Annotated in this window: 16 protein-coding genes; 8 read left to right on the top strand and 8 right to left on the bottom strand. The window is 69.0% G+C overall.

The window, feature by feature from the left end; genetic code table 11:
* Nucleotides 1-202: 202 nt before the first annotated feature.
* From nhaA to NA8_RS20690, 3 genes are read left to right on the top strand one after another with little or no spacing between them, the layout of a single operon-like run.
* Nucleotides 203-1498, top strand: coding sequence for a Na+/H+ antiporter NhaA (gene nhaA, locus NA8_RS20680; RefSeq protein ID WP_063052024.1), 1296 nt, complete (start codon nucleotides 203-205; stop codon nucleotides 1496-1498).
* A gap of 33 nt (nucleotides 1499-1531) precedes the next feature.
* Entirely contained in the window at nucleotides 1532-2038 is a 507-nt protein-coding gene (locus NA8_RS20685) for a phage holin family protein (RefSeq protein ID WP_063052025.1), read from the top strand.
* Nucleotides 2039-2083: 45 nt separating this feature from the next.
* Nucleotides 2084-3019, top strand: a complete 936-nt coding sequence (locus NA8_RS20690) for an alpha/beta fold hydrolase (RefSeq protein WP_063052026.1) — start codon at nucleotides 2084-2086, stop codon at nucleotides 3017-3019.
* A gap of 51 nt (nucleotides 3020-3070) precedes the next feature.
* Here NA8_RS20690 and NA8_RS20695 read toward each other — a convergent pair whose 3' ends face one another.
* The 4 genes from NA8_RS20695 to nth all read right to left on the bottom strand — a co-directional run bounded on the left by NA8_RS20695 (nucleotide 3071) and on the right by nth (nucleotide 6405).
* Complete coding sequence (locus NA8_RS20695; protein ID WP_063052027.1) at nucleotides 3071-4264, bottom strand: MarP family serine protease; 1194 nt, start codon at nucleotides 4262-4264, stop codon at nucleotides 3071-3073.
* Nucleotides 4261-4965: an NUDIX hydrolase gene (locus tag NA8_RS20700; RefSeq protein ID WP_063052028.1), complete on the bottom strand. Its 705-nt coding sequence runs from the start codon at nucleotides 4963-4965 to the stop codon at nucleotides 4261-4263. The genes NA8_RS20695 and NA8_RS20700 overlap by 4 nt, the downstream gene beginning before the upstream one ends.
* 97 nt (nucleotides 4966-5062) lie before the next feature.
* Entirely contained in the window at nucleotides 5063-5707 is a 645-nt protein-coding gene (locus NA8_RS20705) for a TlpA family protein disulfide reductase (protein ID WP_245663925.1), read from the bottom strand.
* Nucleotides 5704-6405 (bottom strand): endonuclease III, encoded by a 702-nt coding sequence (nth, locus tag NA8_RS20710; RefSeq protein WP_063052099.1) that lies wholly within the window; start codon nucleotides 6403-6405, stop codon nucleotides 5704-5706. Before nth ends, NA8_RS20705 begins: the two co-directional genes overlap by 4 nt.
* A 223-nt stretch (nucleotides 6406-6628) precedes the next feature.
* On the opposite strand from nth, the gene NA8_RS20715 reads away from it, so the two are divergent.
* Nucleotides 6629-6871: a hypothetical protein gene (locus tag NA8_RS20715; protein ID WP_063052029.1), complete on the top strand. Its 243-nt coding sequence runs from the start codon at nucleotides 6629-6631 to the stop codon at nucleotides 6869-6871.
* Nucleotides 6872-7003: 132 nt separating this feature from the next.
* Nucleotides 7004-7678, top strand: a complete 675-nt coding sequence (locus NA8_RS20720; RefSeq protein ID WP_039794544.1) for a Crp/Fnr family transcriptional regulator — start codon at nucleotides 7004-7006, stop codon at nucleotides 7676-7678.
* A gap of 65 nt (nucleotides 7679-7743) precedes the next feature.
* Here NA8_RS20720 and NA8_RS20725 read toward each other — a convergent pair whose 3' ends face one another.
* Genes NA8_RS20725 through sp36 form a run of 3 tightly spaced genes read right to left on the bottom strand, consistent with a single transcriptional unit; the run spans nucleotide 7744 to nucleotide 9212 of the window.
* Entirely contained in the window at nucleotides 7744-8535 is a 792-nt protein-coding gene (locus NA8_RS20725; protein ID WP_063052030.1) for an MBL fold metallo-hydrolase, read from the bottom strand.
* A 39-nt stretch (nucleotides 8536-8574) separates the two neighbouring features.
* Complete coding sequence (locus NA8_RS20730) at nucleotides 8575-9033, bottom strand: RidA family protein (protein WP_040864456.1); 459 nt, start codon at nucleotides 9031-9033, stop codon at nucleotides 8575-8577.
* A 17-nt stretch (nucleotides 9034-9050) separates the two neighbouring features.
* Complete coding sequence (gene sp36, locus NA8_RS33890) at nucleotides 9051-9212, bottom strand: Sp36 family protein (RefSeq protein WP_085994820.1); 162 nt, start codon at nucleotides 9210-9212, stop codon at nucleotides 9051-9053.
* A gap of 464 nt (nucleotides 9213-9676) precedes the next feature.
* On the opposite strand from sp36, the gene bagA reads away from it, so the two are divergent.
* The gene (gene bagA / locus NA8_RS20735; RefSeq protein WP_063052031.1) at nucleotides 9677-10714 is read left to right on the top strand and encodes an ATPase BagA; all 1038 of its coding nucleotides are present in this window, start codon (nucleotides 9677-9679) and stop codon (nucleotides 10712-10714) included.
* Nucleotides 10711-11850 (top strand): ATPase BagB, encoded by a 1140-nt coding sequence (gene bagB, locus NA8_RS20740; protein ID WP_063052032.1) that lies wholly within the window; start codon nucleotides 10711-10713, stop codon nucleotides 11848-11850. Before bagA ends, bagB begins: the two co-directional genes overlap by 4 nt.
* 94 nt (nucleotides 11851-11944) lie before the next feature.
* Here bagB and NA8_RS20745 read toward each other — a convergent pair whose 3' ends face one another.
* Nucleotides 11945-12268: a WhiB family transcriptional regulator gene (locus tag NA8_RS20745; RefSeq protein WP_063052033.1), complete on the bottom strand. Its 324-nt coding sequence runs from the start codon at nucleotides 12266-12268 to the stop codon at nucleotides 11945-11947.
* 367 nt (nucleotides 12269-12635) lie between these two features.
* Here NA8_RS20745 and NA8_RS20750 point away from each other — a divergent pair, with 367 nt between their 5' ends.
* Nucleotides 12636-15005, top strand: coding sequence for a penicillin-binding protein (locus NA8_RS20750; protein ID WP_063052034.1), 2370 nt, complete (start codon nucleotides 12636-12638; stop codon nucleotides 15003-15005).
* Nucleotides 15006-15043: the final 38 nt, after the last annotated feature.

A 15043-nucleotide genomic window follows, 5' to 3' on the forward strand; every position in this document is an offset into this window, starting at 1 on the left:
AGCGTCTTCGAGGCGATCCGGGAGGGCAAGGACTGACCGAACAGCACTGAGCGCGGCCGGTGACGGACCTGTCATCGGCCGCACCCGTTAAGATTGCGTGAGGTGTGCCGGGAAGTCTGGTCGGCGAGCGGTCACGCATCCGTTGAGCCGGTTCCGGTGGGTGCCGCCGCAGTGCTGCCCGATCGCCGCCGAAAGGTTTCCCGTGATCACGCGAGTGCGCTCGGAATTGTCCCGCTACCTCCGCACGGAAACCGTCGGCGGCGCTCTGCTTCTGATCGCGGCCGCGATCGCACTGCTGTGGGTGAACTCGCCCTGGGAAGCAGGTTATCTGGCGATGACCGAGACGGTCGTCGCGATCCCGCCGCTGCACCTGGATCTGACCTTGGCCGGCTGGGCCGAAGACGGTCTGCTGGCGGTGTTCTTCTTCGTCGCCGGACTGGAACTCAAACGCGAACTGGTCGTCGGCGAACTCGCCGACCGCAGACGCGCCACCCTACCGATCATCGCGGCGATCGGTGGCGTGATCACCCCCGCGCTGATCGCGGCGGTCGTCGGGTTCGGCATCCCCGGCATGGAGCGCGGCTGGGCTATCCCGGTCGCCACCGACATCGCGTTCGCGCTCGCCGTGCTCGCGCTGACCGGTTCGCGCATCCCGGCGGGCGCGCGGGTGTTCCTGCTCAGTCTCGCGGTGGTCGACGACCTGCTGGCGATCGTCGTGATCGCGGTGCTGTTCACCACCGCCGTGTCACTGCTGTGGCTGCTCGTCGCGGCCGGATGCTTCGCCGGGTGGTCCATGGGGCAACACGCGCGGATCGGCACGCCCTTGCTCTATGTCCCGCTGGCGTTGGTGTCCTGGTACGCACTGCACGAGGCGGGCATCCATCCCACGTTGGCGGGCGTCGCGCTCGGCCTGCTCACCCGGGTGCGCCCGGATCCCGGGGAACGCCAAGCGCCCGCCACCCGGCTCGAACACCTCTTCCAGCCGATCTCCGCCGGGTTCTGCGTTCCGCTGTTCGCCCTGTTCGCCGCCGGCGTGCCGTTGAATCCCACGGTTTTCGGCGAGTTGTGCACCAACCGGCTCGCGCTCGCCGTGATTCTCGGGTTCCTCTTGGGCAAACCGCTCGGGATCTTCGGGATGAGCTGGGTGGCAATCCGGTTGGGCGTCGCGAAGCGCCCCAGCGGGCTCGGCTGGCGGGACATGTTCGCCCTGTCGGTGCTCGGCGCGATCGGCTTCACGGTTAGCCTTCTCGTGGCGGAGCTCGCGCTCGCCGATGTCGCGGACGTGGAGTTGGCGAAAGCCGCTGTGTTGGTCACATCATTGGCGGCGTCGCTCGCCGGTTCGGCGCTACTGTTGCGGCGTGGGCGTGTCCACCAGGCTCGGCGGGACGCCCGTGCGCTAGAACGTGAACAGTACGGCGGCACGAGCGATCCGCCCGGAGGCGGTAGCCTGCGTGACCACGGAGGGCACCGGGAGCGCCGCCGATCGAACGGGAGTTGAAGCAGTGCCGGGACAGGGAGAAGGGTCGACCAAGTGAGTTTCAACCACGGCGGTAACGGGAGCGGCGCGGAGCGCGGTCGTACGGTCACCTCCATTCCCCTCACGGACGCCGATCCGCTCGGCTCCGCGAGCTTCGGGAGCCTGGTCCGCGACGCCGCCGAGCAGATGTCGACTCTGGTCCGCGCCGAGGTCGAGCTGGCCAAGGCCGAGGTCACCGGTGAGATCAAGAAGGGCCTGCAGGGCAGCGTCTACTTCATCCTCGCGCTCACCGTGCTGCTGTTCAGCACCTTCTTCTTTTTCTTCTTCCTCGGCGAACTGCTCGACGTGTGGCTCGCGCGCTGGGCGGCCTTCCTGATCGTCTTCCTGCTGATGGTCGTCGCCACCGCGGCGCTGGCCTTCCTCGGCTACCGGCGGGTGAAGAAACTGCGCGCGCCGGAGAAGACGATCGATTCGCTCAAGCAGGCGCGCACAGTGCTGCCGCACAGCTTGGGCGCGTCCGCGCACGACGACCGTCTCGCGCTGGAGAAGCCCGCTTCCTAGGCGCGCGTGCGCGAGCCGGTACGACGGCTACTAGGCTCGGTCGCCGTGTCGGCGAACTTGCTTCCGGATCCGTCCAGCGTCCGTTACGACGGACCGTGGACGCATCGGGACGTGCACGCCAATGGCATTCGATTCCACGTCGTGGACGCGGCGCCCGAGCGGGCCGACGCTCCGCTGATCGTGCTGCTGCACGGGTTCGCGGACTTCTGGTGGTCCTGGCGTCACCAATTGACCGGCCTGGCCGAGTTCGGTTACCACGTTGTCGCCGTCGACCTGCGCGGCTACGGCGACAGCGACAAGCCGCCACGCGGCTATGACGGCTGGACGCTCGCCGGTGACGTCGCCGGGCTCATCCGGGCGCTCGGCTACACCGAGGCGACGCTGGTCGGGCACGCCGACGGTGGCCTGGTCTGCTGGACCACCGCGGTGCTGCATCCGCGACTGGTTCGCTCGATCGCGCTGGTCGGTTCGCCGCATCCGTCGGCGCTGAAGAGTTCCGTGCTGCGCAACCGCCGCCAGCGCGCGGCATGGCTGCCGAACTTCCTTCGCTACCAGCTGCCTCGCTACGGCGAGCACTTGCTGACCACCGCCGATGGCTTCGAGGTGGAGCGGCTGCTGCGTCAGCGGGTGAGCGCGGGGTGGACCGGCACCGCCGAATTCGTCGACACCGCCCGGCGGATGCGTTCGGCGATCCGGATTCCCGGCGCCGCGCATTGTGCGCTGGAGTATCAGCGCTGGGCCTTCCGCAGTCAGTGGCGTCCGGACGGCCGCCGGTTCATGGCGACCATGCGCGAGCCCATCCACATCCCGGTCCTGGCGATGCGCGGCGATCTGGACCCGTACGTGCTGGCGGGAGCCTTCCGCCGCGATCCTCATCTCTCACCGGAACGGAGACTGGTCGCCATCCCGGCGGCGGGGCACTTCGCCCACCAGGAGAACCCGGACGCCGTGACGACGGAACTGGCCAAACTTCTGGCCTGAGCCGCGGGAATGCCTCCCCGGCCACGGACGCCCGTGGCCGGGGACCCCGATTCAGCTGAGTACGCAGGCGCCGGTGTCCACCGCGGCGCCGACTCGTTCGGCCGCGTCGAGCTGCGCGCGGACCTCCGCGAGCGTGAGCACGTAACCGGTGTCGTCGTCGGTGACGGCGGCGCCGAAGACCACGCCGAGCACCTGCCCGTCGGTATCCACCAGCGGCCCACCGGAATTGCCCGCCCTGACCTGGCCACGGACGGTGTAGACCTCGCGTTCGACGGTGCCGTTGCGGTAGATGGTCGGACCGGTCAGATCCAGCGTCTCGCGCACCCGTGCCGCGCTCGCGGTGTACGGGCCGCCGCCGGGGTAACCGAGCACGATCGCGCTGTCGCCCGACCGCGCGGGCGCGGGCGCGCGCGGGACCACCGGGGCGGTGAGACCGGGCACGGCGAGCACCGCGACGTCCTTGGACGGATCGAACAGCACCACGTTCGCGTCCAGCGGGCCGCGTGGGGTGTCCACCGCGACGCTCGTGGTGCCCGCGACGACGTGGGCGTTGGTCATCACGCGCTCGGGCGCGATGACGAAGCCCGAGCCCTCCAGTGCCCGCTGGCAACTCGGCGCGACCCCGCGGATGCGCAGCACGCTCTGCTGCAGCGAGGCGGCGACCGGGCTGGCCAGCACGCTGGGATCGGGCGGTTCCACGGCCGCGATCGGCGCCCGCCCGAACGGCCCGATCACGTCCGGCAGGCCGGAGGTGTTGAGCAGCTTGGAGAACTCGTTGGGCAGCCTGCGCAGCCAATTCGGCGCGACGTCGTTGACATCGGCGAGCACCCGCGAGCCGTTGATCGCCGTCGCGATGGCCGGCTGCGACGACGTGGCCAGCGGCAGCGCCAGCAGCCACGCGGTGACCAGCACGGCGACCGCCTGCAGCACCGCGCCGACCGCGCTGTCCACGCTGCGCGTGAACGGATGACGCATGCCGCTGCGCGCAGCGCGCCCGAGCACCATGCCCGCGACCTCACCGACGATCACCAGCACCACGATCAGCAGCACACCGGTGAGCACTCTGGTGCGGCCCTCGTCGACGTGCACCAGGATGTGCGGCGCGATCAGGATGCCCGCGACCGCGCCGAGCACCACGCCGAGGAAGGCCAGCGCGGAGGCAACCGCGCCCTGGCGCCATCCCGAGGAAGCGGCCAGCAGCGCCAGTAGCACGACGGCGATGTCGAGCCAGGCCGACGAACTCATAACGTCATCCCCACGGCGGCGAGTGCGGTCTCCAGATCACGAACGTCCCCGTGGTCCCACGCTCGGTCCCAGCCGCAGGCCCTGCTGATCCCGGCGAGGATACCGCCGGTCAGACCCCAGACCAGCATCCCGTCGACCTGGAACGCCGGGCTCTGATAGCCCATGGGGCTGCGGACCAGGAAGCGGTTGGCCGGATCCAGCAGCTGCGCGAGCGGGACGCGCACGACCCGCTCGGTCTCGCTCTGATCGACCACCCCCACCGCGCCCGGCGTGCGCCAGTACGCGACCACCGGCGTCACGTCGAAGCGAGACGGCGGCACGAACAGCTTCGGCAGCACCGCGAAGGGCTCAACACCAGAACGGTCGAGACCGGTCTCCTCGCACGCTTCGCGCAGCGCGGTATCGATCGGCCCGGCGTCGCCCAGGTCGACCGCACCGCCGGGGAAAGCCACTTGGCCACGGTGCTGGCGCATGGTGGAGGCGCGCTGGGTGAGCAGCACCTCCGCGTCGGCGGGCAGTCCGCCGGGCGCGGCCGGGTCCGGCTCGGGCGAGCCGCCGAACAGCACGAGCACGGCCGCTTGGCGCGGCTTGGAGGTCAGGGTCAGGGCGCGGCGCAGCACACGCTCCCTGGTCAGGGTGTCGGCGTTCTCGGTAGCCGGTTCGGCCGAGCGGGTCAGCCAATCCGGGATGCCCGGCGGCATTTCGATGCTCAACGCACACCTCCCCCACGCATTCGCTCACCGGCCCGCGTGCACGCCCGCACCGTCACCTCCACCATTGATTCGTCCACCCGCATTGTCACGCGGCCACTCCGAGCTTGCCCGCGACCGTATTCGCGATGTCATCCACCCCGCCGAAAGCCCGCACCACGACGTCGGCCACCGAGCCGTCGGCACGCACCAGCACCGAGATCGGCAACACCGCGGGAGCCCCGACGGCCGTGCGCACTCGCGCGTCGGCGTCCGCCACGCCGGGTAACCGCACCTCCAGCCCGCGCAGCCGGGACAGTGCCTTGGCCTCATCAGGGTCGCTGTGCACGGTCAGCACGGTAATCGCGTTCCCGGCACGTTGGGCGTATTGCTGCAAATACGGCAACTCCTGGGCGCACGGTGCGCACCAGTAGGCCCACAGGTTCAGCAGAGCGGGCTTGCCCGCCAGCGCGGCGGCCAGGTCCACCGGCCTGCCGTTCGCCAGGCATTCCAGCGTTATCCCGGCCAGCGGCCCGTTCCCGGTGGGGGCGCCGCTCGGGCAGTCCGGCAAATGGGCGACAGCGCGCAGGTCATCGGAGACGCCCGAGGCTGTGGGGGGCGACTGCGGCTCCTCCGTCGCGTCGTCGCCACGCGGCCACACCGCGACCGCCAGCGCCACCACCACGATCAGACCGGCCAGTGCCCAGCGCCACGCATGCCCCCTCCTTCTTCGGCCCGAGGGCTCCGAGCTCACCGGCCCACCAGCTCCAGCAGATGCTCGCGCTCCGGCCCTTTCACCAGCTTGGCCGCGGCCTCCGGATCGGTCGGCCCGATCCCGAACGAGGGGCAGTCCTTGATCAGCACGCACGCGCCGCACGCCGGCTTGCGGGAATGGCAGACGCGCCGTCCGTGGAAGATCACCCGGTGCGAGAGCATCGTCCATTCCTTGCGCTCGATCAGCGCGCCGACGATGTGCTCGACCTTGACCGGGTCCTCTTCGTCGGTCCATCCCCAGCGGCGCACCAGACGGCCGAAATGGGTGTCGACTGTGATCCCCGGCACCCCGAACGCGTTGCCGAGGATGACGTTGGCGGTCTTGCGCCCGATGCCGGGCAGCTGGACGAGTTCGGTCAGGGTGTGAGGCAATTCACCGTCGTACCGTTCCAGCAACGCCTGACCGAGTCCGATCAGCGAGGCGGCCTTGTTCCGGAAGAAGCCGGTCGGCCGGATGAATTCCTCCAGCTCCGCGCGGTTTGCCTCGGCATAGGCGCGGGCGTCCGGGTACCGGGCGAACAGCGCGGGCGTGGTGAGATTCACCCGCTCGTCGGTGCACTGCGCCGAAAGTATTGTCGCGACCGCCAATTCGAGCGGTGTGGTGAAATCCAGCTCACAGTGCGCGTCGGGGAAAGCGGTCGCCAGTTCGCGGTTCATCCGGCGCGCGCGGCGGACCAGCCCGAGCCGGGTTTCCGCCTGTCGCGCCCTGGTTTTCCGTTGTGGAGCCGCGGCGGCGACCGGCGGCGTTCCGGAGGGCTCGGAGCCGGGGGCAAGCCCGTTCCCGGCGGCGGTGGAGGGGGAGACGCGCACGCGTCCACCATACGGAATCGGTGGACAACGTTGCCCTTCCAGTTCAGTTGCCGTGTTCCATCTGAGACCTCGACGGTGTTTACTGCTCGTCATGCAAGGACTCGCTGTGGTGCTCTTCCCAGTGGTGCTGATGCTGTTCGCACTGGGTATGGAGCGGGTCGAGAACCGGCTCCGCAAGCTTCTCGAACCCGACGAAGAGGTTCAGCAGTACCTGGACAAGGCCAGTAACCCCGAGGTGAACGAGCTGACGAAGCTCGGTCTGCCCGCCGCCGTGGCCCGGATGCGCAGGCGCCGCTCCCGCGGCGAAGAGATGGACGTGGCCCGCGCGAGCTGACCCGGCGTGCGCGCCGCGCAATCCACTCGTTACGTGGTGTCCGTCACTACGCTGTTGTGACGCCGCGTAGACTGCGCTGTTGGCCGAGTCGCTTCGGTCCAGTACAGAGCCATTTCCCTAAGGAGCACATTCGTGGACGAGGCCCTCGCCAGAGCAGGCATCTTCCAGGGCGTCGAGCCCACTGCGGTGGCCGCCCTCGCCAAGCAACTTCAGCCGGTGGATTTCCCGCGCGGTCATGTCATCTTCAACGAGGGTGAGCCGGGCGACCGGCTGTACATCATTACGTCCGGCAAGGTGAAGATCGGACGCCGCTCGCCCGACGGCCGCGAGAACCTGTTGACCATCATGGGCCCGTCCGACATGTTCGGCGAGCTGTCGATCTTCGATCCGGGCCCGCGCACCTCCACCGCCACCACGGTGACCGAAGTGCGGGCGGTGACGATGGATCGCGACGCCCTCAAGACCTGGATCGACCAGCGGCCCGAGATCGCCGAGCAGTTGCTGCGCGTTCTCGCCCGCCGCCTGCGCCGGACCAACAACAACCTGGCCGACCTGATCTTCACCGACGTCCCCGGCCGGGTCGCCAAAGCGCTGCTGCAGCTCGCACAGCGCTTCGGCACCCAGGAGGCGGGCGCGCTGCGGGTCACCCACGACCTGACCCAGGAGGAGATCGCTCAGCTGGTTGGCGCCTCCCGCGAGACCGTGAACAAGGCGCTCGCCGACTTCGCGCATCGCGGCTGGCTGCGGCTGGAGGGCAAGAGCGTGCTCATCTCCGATTCCGAGCGCCTGGCCCGTCGCGCCAGGTAACACACGGACTCCACGCCGAACGCCGGGTTCAGCGCTCCACTGAACCCGGCGTTCTGTCGTTCCGGCTAGCCGTGCACGCGCAGGTAGTCCAGCTGCGCCTGCACCGAACTGCGCGCCGCGGGCCACAGCCGCTTGTCCACGTCGGCGTACACGCGCCGCACGACCGCCATCGCGCCCGCGTCCGCGCCGAGCGCCCGTAGCGCCTCCCGCACCTGACCGAGGCGCTCGTGCCGATGCGCGATGTAGTACCGGGCGACCGGCTCCAGATCCGGGTGGTCCGGGCCGTGCGCGGGCAGCAACGCCTTGCCCTTGCCCGCCTCGACCAACCGATCCAGCGAGGACAGGTAGTCGGCCAGCGCCCCGTCGCTGGAGTCCAGCACGGTGGTGCCCGCGCCGAGGATGGTGTCGCCGGTCAGCACCGCGTCGTCGAGGACGAAGCTCACCGAGTCACCGGTGTGACCCGGCGTCGCCAGCACGGTGATCCGCAGGCCCGCGGCCTCGATCACCTCGCCGTCGACGAGGGGATCGGACGAGCCGCGCAGGAAGCCGGAATCCGTGGCGCGCACCGGTGTCCCGGTCAGCTCGACCAGCCGATCGATACCACCGGTGTGATCGTGATGGCGGTGGGTGATCAGCGTGAGCGCGATCCGGCCGCCGGTGGCCTCGGCGATCGCGGCCATGTGCGACTTGTCCTTCGGCCCCGGATCCACCACCACACAGTCCGACCGTCCTGGCGCGCGCAGGACCCAGGTGTTGGTTCCCTCCAAGGTCATCTGCCCCGGATTGTCGGCGAGCAGCACCGCCGCCGTCTCGGTGACCTGCCGGAGCTGCCCGTAGGCGGGGTGAGTCAACGTCATCGCAAAACCTCGGATCGAAACGGAGCCGTCAATTCCGGTCTAGCGCACCTCGGCGATCAGTTCGACTTCGACCGGAGTGTTGCGGGGAAGTTCGGAGACGCCCACGGCCGAGCGGGCGTGCTTGCCCGCGTCACCGAAGACCTGGCCGAGGAACTCCGACGCGCCGTTGATCACGACCGGCTGGTCGCCGAATCCCGGTGCCGAGGCGACGAATCCGACCACCTTCACGATCCGCACCACCGCGTCCAGGCCGACCAGGTCGTGCACCGCCGCCAGCGCGTTCAGCGCGCACAGCCGGGCAGCCTCCTTGGCCTCCTCGATCGACACCTCGGCGCCGACCTTGCCGACCGCGGACAACTGGCCGTTCACGAACGGCAACTGACCGGAGGTGTAGACCAGCGACCCGGTGCGGATCGCGGGAATGTAGGCCGCGACCGGAGCCACGACCGGAGGAAGGGTGATTCCGAGTTCGGCGAGGTTCTTCTCCCACTGGGTCACTACGTCACCGTCCTTCGCTACTTGGGCCGCTTGAGGTAGGCGACGTGCTGCTCACCGGTCGGACCGGGCAGCACGGTGACCAGCTCCCAGCCATCGGCTCCCCACTGATCGAGAATCTGCTTGGTCGCATGCGTCAGCAGCGGCACGGTCGCGTACTCCCACAGGGTCGTATCACTCATGAGCGAGAAGCGTAGCTCTGTCTGATTGCCGCTACCGCGTCGCGGCGTGTTCGCGGCCCCTTGTGGCTCGCGTTTGCGCGAAGAGGCCCGAGACCGCCAACGGCGAATAGGCGATGTCGCGCGCGTCACTCGAGACCGGTGGGCGAGCCGCGTAGTGGCGTGCGGCGGTGGGCTGGGCTGTTCGTGTCTCTTCGCCGGCATGGCAGCCCGGCACCCGCCCCGCGAACGAACGACGCTCGGTGTCGCCTAGCAGCGAAGACAGGGACGGTGGAGTGGGAACCGGGTCCGGATCACCCCGGTGGCTTCGCCTGGCGCGACCGCGATTCATACGGGAAACGGCCACTTACCCGGGTGTTCCGGAATTCGAGCGGCGGCCGCGGCAAGAGCGGAGACCGGCCCGCGCGACCCACCCGTCTGGTACGGCCGGTGCCCCGCAGCGGCGGACCAGTTATAGGCTCGCGATCGTGGGAGTACCAACTGCAGGGCCGCTTTCGGCGGAGCCGGGACTGGACACGAGGTGGCCGAAGCGCGCTGAGCAAGCCCGCTTGCACTACGTCTCCGGCAAGGGAGGCACGGGCAAGTCGACGGTTGCCGCGGCGCTGGCTCTGGCGCTCGCCGCGGGCGGGCGCCGGGTGCTGTTGGTCGAGGTGGAGAGCAGACAATCGATCGCGCAACTGTTCGACCTGCCGCCGCTGCCGCCGACCGAGACACGGATCGCCACCGCCGACGGCGGCGGCGAAGTGGTCGCGCTGGCGCTGGACATCGAGCACGCCTTCCTCGAATACCTCGACATGTTCTACAACCTCGGCTTCGCGGGCCGCGCGATGCGCCGGATGGGGGCCATCGAGTTCGTCACCACGATCGCGCCCGGTCTGCGCGACGTCATCCTGACCGGCAAGATCAAGGAATGCGCGGTTCGTGTGGACAAGTCCGGCAGGCGGGTCTACGACGAAATCGTGGTCGACGCACCGCCCACCGGCCGGATCGCCGGCTTCCTCGACGTCACCAAGGCCATGGCCGAGGTGGCCAAGGGCGGGCCGATCGCTTCGCAGGCCGAGGGCGTGTCGCAGCTGCTGCACTCCGATCAGACCATGATTCACCTGGTCACGCTGCTGGAGGCGCTGCCGGTGCAGGAGACCGCCGACGCGGTCGCCGAACTAACCGCCGCCGACCTGCGCATCGGCACCGTCATCGTGAACCGCGCGACCGAAGGGCAGCTCCCGCCCGAACTGGGCGCGCGGGCCGCTCGCGGCGAACTGGACGCCGACGCCATCCGCGCGAGCCTCACCTCTGCGGGCATCAACCTCACCGACAGCGACTTACAGGGGCTGCTCACCGAAACGATCGAGCACTCCGCCACGCTGCAAGCACAGGACGACAGCGCCGAGGAACTGGCCAAGGTCGACATCTCCCGGCTCTACCTGCCCGCCCTCCCGGACGGGATGGACCTGGGCGGACTGTACGAACTAGCCGAACACCTCACCGCACAGGGAGTCCGATGAGCACGCCGACCCACCCCACGGCTGCCCCGCTGGATGTTTCGCGGATCATCGCCGACCCGTCCGCCCGGGTTGTGGTCTGCTGCGGCTCCGGCGGCGTCGGCAAGACCACCACCGCCGCCGCCCTCGCGCTGCGCGCCGCCGAGGAAGGCCGCAAGGTCGTGGTGCTCACCATCGACCCCGCGCGCAGGCTGGCCCAGTCACTGGGCGTCGCCGACCTCGGCAACAACCCGCAGCGGGTGGCGCTCGGCCCCGAGGCCAAGGGCGAACTGCACGCGATGATGCTCAACATGCGCCGCACCTTCGACGACATGGTGCTCGAGCACACCAGCGGGGAGAAAGCGGAGCAGATCTTCGCCAACCCCTTCTATCAGACGGTCGCCTCCTCCTTCGGCGGCACACAGGAATACATGGCGATGGAGAAGCTGGGGCAGCTGGCCCACCGGGGCGAGTGGGACCTGATCGTGGTCGACACCCCGCCTTCGCGCAACGCCCTCGACTTCCTGGATGCTCCCAAGCGGCTGGGCAACTTCCTCAACGGCCGCATGATCCGGGTGATCATGGCTCCCGGCCGGGGCGTAACCCGTTTGGTGACCGGCGCGATGAGCCTGGCGGTGCGGGGCGTGTCCACCGTCGTCGGTGGGCAGATGCTCAAGGACGCGTCGAACTTCCTGCAGTCCCTGGAGTCGCTGTTCGGCGGGTTCCAGGAGCGGGCCGAGCGAACCTTCGCCATGTTGTCGAGGCCGGGTACGCACTTCCTCGTGGTGGCGGCGCCGGAACCGGACGCGCTGCGGGAGGCCTCGTTCTTCGTCGACCGCCTCTCCACCGAACGGATGCCGCTGGCGGGGCTGGTGCTCAACCGCACCCACCCGGTGCTGAGCTCGCTGCCTGCCGATCACGCGCTCACCGCCGCCGACCAGGTGGCGGATTCCGATCCGCTCACCGCGGCGGTGTTGCGGGTGCACGCCCGCCGGGTCGTCACCGATAAACGCGAGCAGCATCTGCTGCACCGCTTCACCGGCGCGCATCCGCGGGTGCCGATCGTCTCGGTCACCGCTCTCCCGTTCGAGGTGTCCGATCTCGACGCGCTGCGCGTCGTCGGCGATCAGCTCACCGGCACGGCGCGCGCGACCGCTTGATACTTAGGCGTATCCGCTATTGCTCCGAACGGAAACATTGCTCCTGAAACGAAACTGAGCCCGCTCGCGCGGGCTCCGTTTCGATGTGGCCGGACTACATCGCCACTTGATGCTGCCGCTGGGCCTGGAAGAAGTCGGCCCACGAGGTGACTTCCGGATGCTGCTTCAACAGGGCGCGGCGCTGCCGCTCCGTCATGCCGCCCCACACACCGAACTCGACGCGGTTGTCGAGCGCGTCGGCACCACACTGCATGAGCACGGGACAGTGCCTGCAGATCGTCGCGGCCTTGCGCTGCGCCGCGCCGCGGACGAACAACTGATCGGGATCCACTTCCTTGCATCGAGCCTGGGCTACCCAGGCGATCCTTGCTTCGGCCTGCTCCACGTCCAATCGAGCGATGGGGGTTGTCATTTGCATTTGGTGTGCCCCTTTGCAGTCCGAACACCGGGTCAACGGCGCTCCAGAATCGCGTTGTCACCACGCAGCACCCAAACCCCGCTGCGAAGTGCACCACATTCCACTTTGAGTGTTAGCTCTATCACACTGGGTTCTCAATCTAGGTAAAGGTATGGCGCTTGCGCAAGACCACCTCGAGATTTTTTGGTACGTCCGTCCCTGCAAAGCGGGCCGCGCACTGGACGGGCAGGCAGATTGCGTACGCGCCCTCATGCGACACGCCGCTCGCGATCGCGCGACACGCCCATTCCGGTTCGCGAACAACCAGTTACGGCCTCCGGACAAATGCCGCCAAGAAGGCTCGAATGGCAACCCGTAGTCTTGATTCGTGCCGATCACACATACGCTCGCGCGGCTGGCCGGCAGTTGCGTGCTGGCCTCCGTGCTCGTCGCCGGGTTGTTGTTCCCGCTCGCCGGCGGCTTCGGGTTCGTCTCCAACCGTGCCGCCGACGCCGTCGACAATGTCTCCGCGGAGCTGGTCGAGGGAACGGCGCCCGCGGTATCGACCATGGTCGACGCGGCGGGCAATCCGATCGCCTGGCTGTACGAGCAGCGCAGATTCGAGGTCCCCAGCGACCGGATCTCCAACGACATGAAACTGGCGATCGTGTCCATCGAGGACCGTCGCTTCGCCGAGCACGAGGGCGTCGACTGGCAGGGAACGCTACGCGCGTTCCTCACCAACACCAGCAGTGGCGAGGTCCAGCAGGGCGCCTCGACGCTGGACCAGCAGTACGTGAAGAACTTCCAGCTACTGGTGGTGGCCAAGACCGACGCCGAGCGCCGCGCCGCCATCGAGACCACTCCGGCCCGCAAGATCCGGGAGATCCGGATGGCGCTCACGCTGGACCGGGAGCTGACCAAGGACGAGATCCTCACCAGGTACCTCAACCTCGTCCCGTTCGGTAACTCGTCCTACGGCATCCAGGACGCCGCGAAGACCTACTTCGGCGTCGACGCGGCCGATCTGAACGTCTCGCAGGCCGCGATGCTGGCGGGCATGGTGCAGAGCTCGTCCAAGCTGAACCCCTACACCAACCCGGACGGCGTGCTGGCCAGGCGCAACACGGTGCTGGACACGATGATCCAGAACATCCCCAGCCGCGCCGAGGAGTTCCGCGAGGCGAAGACCAAGCCACTGGGCGTGCTGCCGGAGCCCAAGGGCCTGCCGCGCGGCTGCATCGCGGCCAACGACCGCGGCTTCTTCTGCGACTACGCGCTGCAGTACCTGGCCAACGCCGGAATCAGCCGCGAACAGATCGAGAAGGGCGGCTACCTGATCAGGACCACCCTCGATCCGGCCGTCCAGGACTCGGTGAAACGAGCGGTGACCGACGCGGCGAACCCGAATCTCGACAACATCGCGGAGGTCATGTCCGTGGTCGCGCCGGGGCAGGACACGCATCCGGTGCTCGCGATGGCCAGCAGCCGCACCTACGGCCTGAACCGGGACGCCAGCGAGACCGTGCAGCCGCAGCCGTACTCCATGGTCGGCGACGGCGCGGGCTCCATCTTCAAGATCTTCACCACCGCCGCGGCCATGGAGAAGGGCCTCGGCATCGATGCCCAGCTCGAGGTGCCAGGGCGGTTCGAGGCCAAGGGCATGGGTAACGGTGGCGCCCGCGGGTGCCCGCCCGCCACCTACTGCGTGGAGAACGCGGGCCGGTACAAGTCGCCCATGTCGGTGACCGAGGCGCTGGCCACCTCGCCGAACACCGCGTTCGTGAAGCTGATCCAGGCCGTCGGGGTCACCCCGACCGTCGACATGGCGGTCCGGCTCGGCATGCGCTCGTTCACCGAAGCGGGCACCTCGGGCCACGGCAACCAGAGCCTGGCCGACATGATCAAGGACCAGAACCTCGGCTCGTTCACCCTCGGCCCGGTCGCGATCAACCCGCTGGAGCTGTCCAACGTGGCCGCGACGCTGGGTTCCGGTGGCCGGTGGTGCCCCCCGAATCCGATCAAGGAGGTCGTCGACCGCCAGGGCAAGCAGGTGCCGCTGACCCAGCAGGCCTGCGAGCAGGTGGTCGAGCCCGGCTTGGCCAATACTCTGGCCAACGCGATGAGCAAAGACGACATTTCGGGCACGGCGGCGGGCGCGGCCCAGTCGGTGGGTTGGAATTTCCCGATGTCGGGCAAGACCGGTACCACCGAGAGCCACCGCTCCTCGGCCTTCCTCGGCTTCACGAACGCGCTGGCCGCCGCGGTCTACGCCTACGGCGACAGCCCCACCCCCGGCGAAATCTGCTCGTTCCCGCTGCGCAACTGCGGCGACGGCAACCTGTTCGGCGGTAACGAGCCCGCTCGCACCTGGTTCAACGCGATCAAACCGGTGGTACCACTGTTCCCGCCGCCCGGGTTGCCCCCGCTGGACGACAAGTACGTGCGCGGCGCGAACAACGCACAGGTACCCGACGTCGTCGGCAAGACCCAGGGCGAGGCCACCGCGGCGCTGGTGGCCGCGGGCTTCCAGGTGTCGCCGGTGACCGGGGCGGGCGATCGCCCCAAGGGCACCGTGATGGGCACCGCGCCGAACGGATCGGCGATCCCCGGCTCGGTGATCACGCTGTACATCAGCGACGGCACCGTCCGAGCCGCGCCGCCGCCAGGGCCGCCCGCCCCGCCGCCGGGCATTCCGGGACTGCCGCTACCGCCGCAGCTGCCACCGATCCCGATTCCGATCCCGATCCCGCGCTGACAGAGAAAGGGGCCGCGAACCACACGGTTCGCGGCCCC

Source organism: Nocardia arthritidis NBRC 100137 (assembly GCF_001612765.1).
Classification (GTDB): domain Bacteria; phylum Actinomycetota; class Actinomycetes; order Mycobacteriales; family Mycobacteriaceae; genus Nocardia; species Nocardia arthritidis.

Bases quoted from the DNA above. Each gene is read 5' to 3' on its own strand.
- bagB (WP_063052032.1), top strand. From the start codon at position 10,711: ATGAGCACGCCGACCCACCCCACGGCTGCCCCGCTGGATGTTTCGCGG.
- NA8_RS20700 (WP_063052028.1), bottom strand. From the start codon at position 4,965: ATGCCGCCGGGCATCCCGGATTGGCTGACCCGCTCGGCCGAACCGGCT.
- NA8_RS20695 (WP_063052027.1), bottom strand. From the start codon at position 4,264: ATGAGTTCGTCGGCCTGGCTCGACATCGCCGTCGTGCTACTGGCGCTG.
- NA8_RS20725 (WP_063052030.1), bottom strand. From the start codon at position 8,535: ATGACGTTGACTCACCCCGCCTACGGGCAGCTCCGGCAGGTCACCGAG.
- sp36 (WP_085994820.1), bottom strand. From the start codon at position 9,212: ATGAGTGATACGACCCTGTGGGAGTACGCGACCGTGCCGCTGCTGACG.
- NA8_RS20745 (WP_063052033.1), bottom strand. From the start codon at position 12,268: ATGCAAATGACAACCCCCATCGCTCGATTGGACGTGGAGCAGGCCGAA.
- NA8_RS20715 (WP_063052029.1), top strand. From the start codon at position 6,629: ATGCAAGGACTCGCTGTGGTGCTCTTCCCAGTGGTGCTGATGCTGTTC.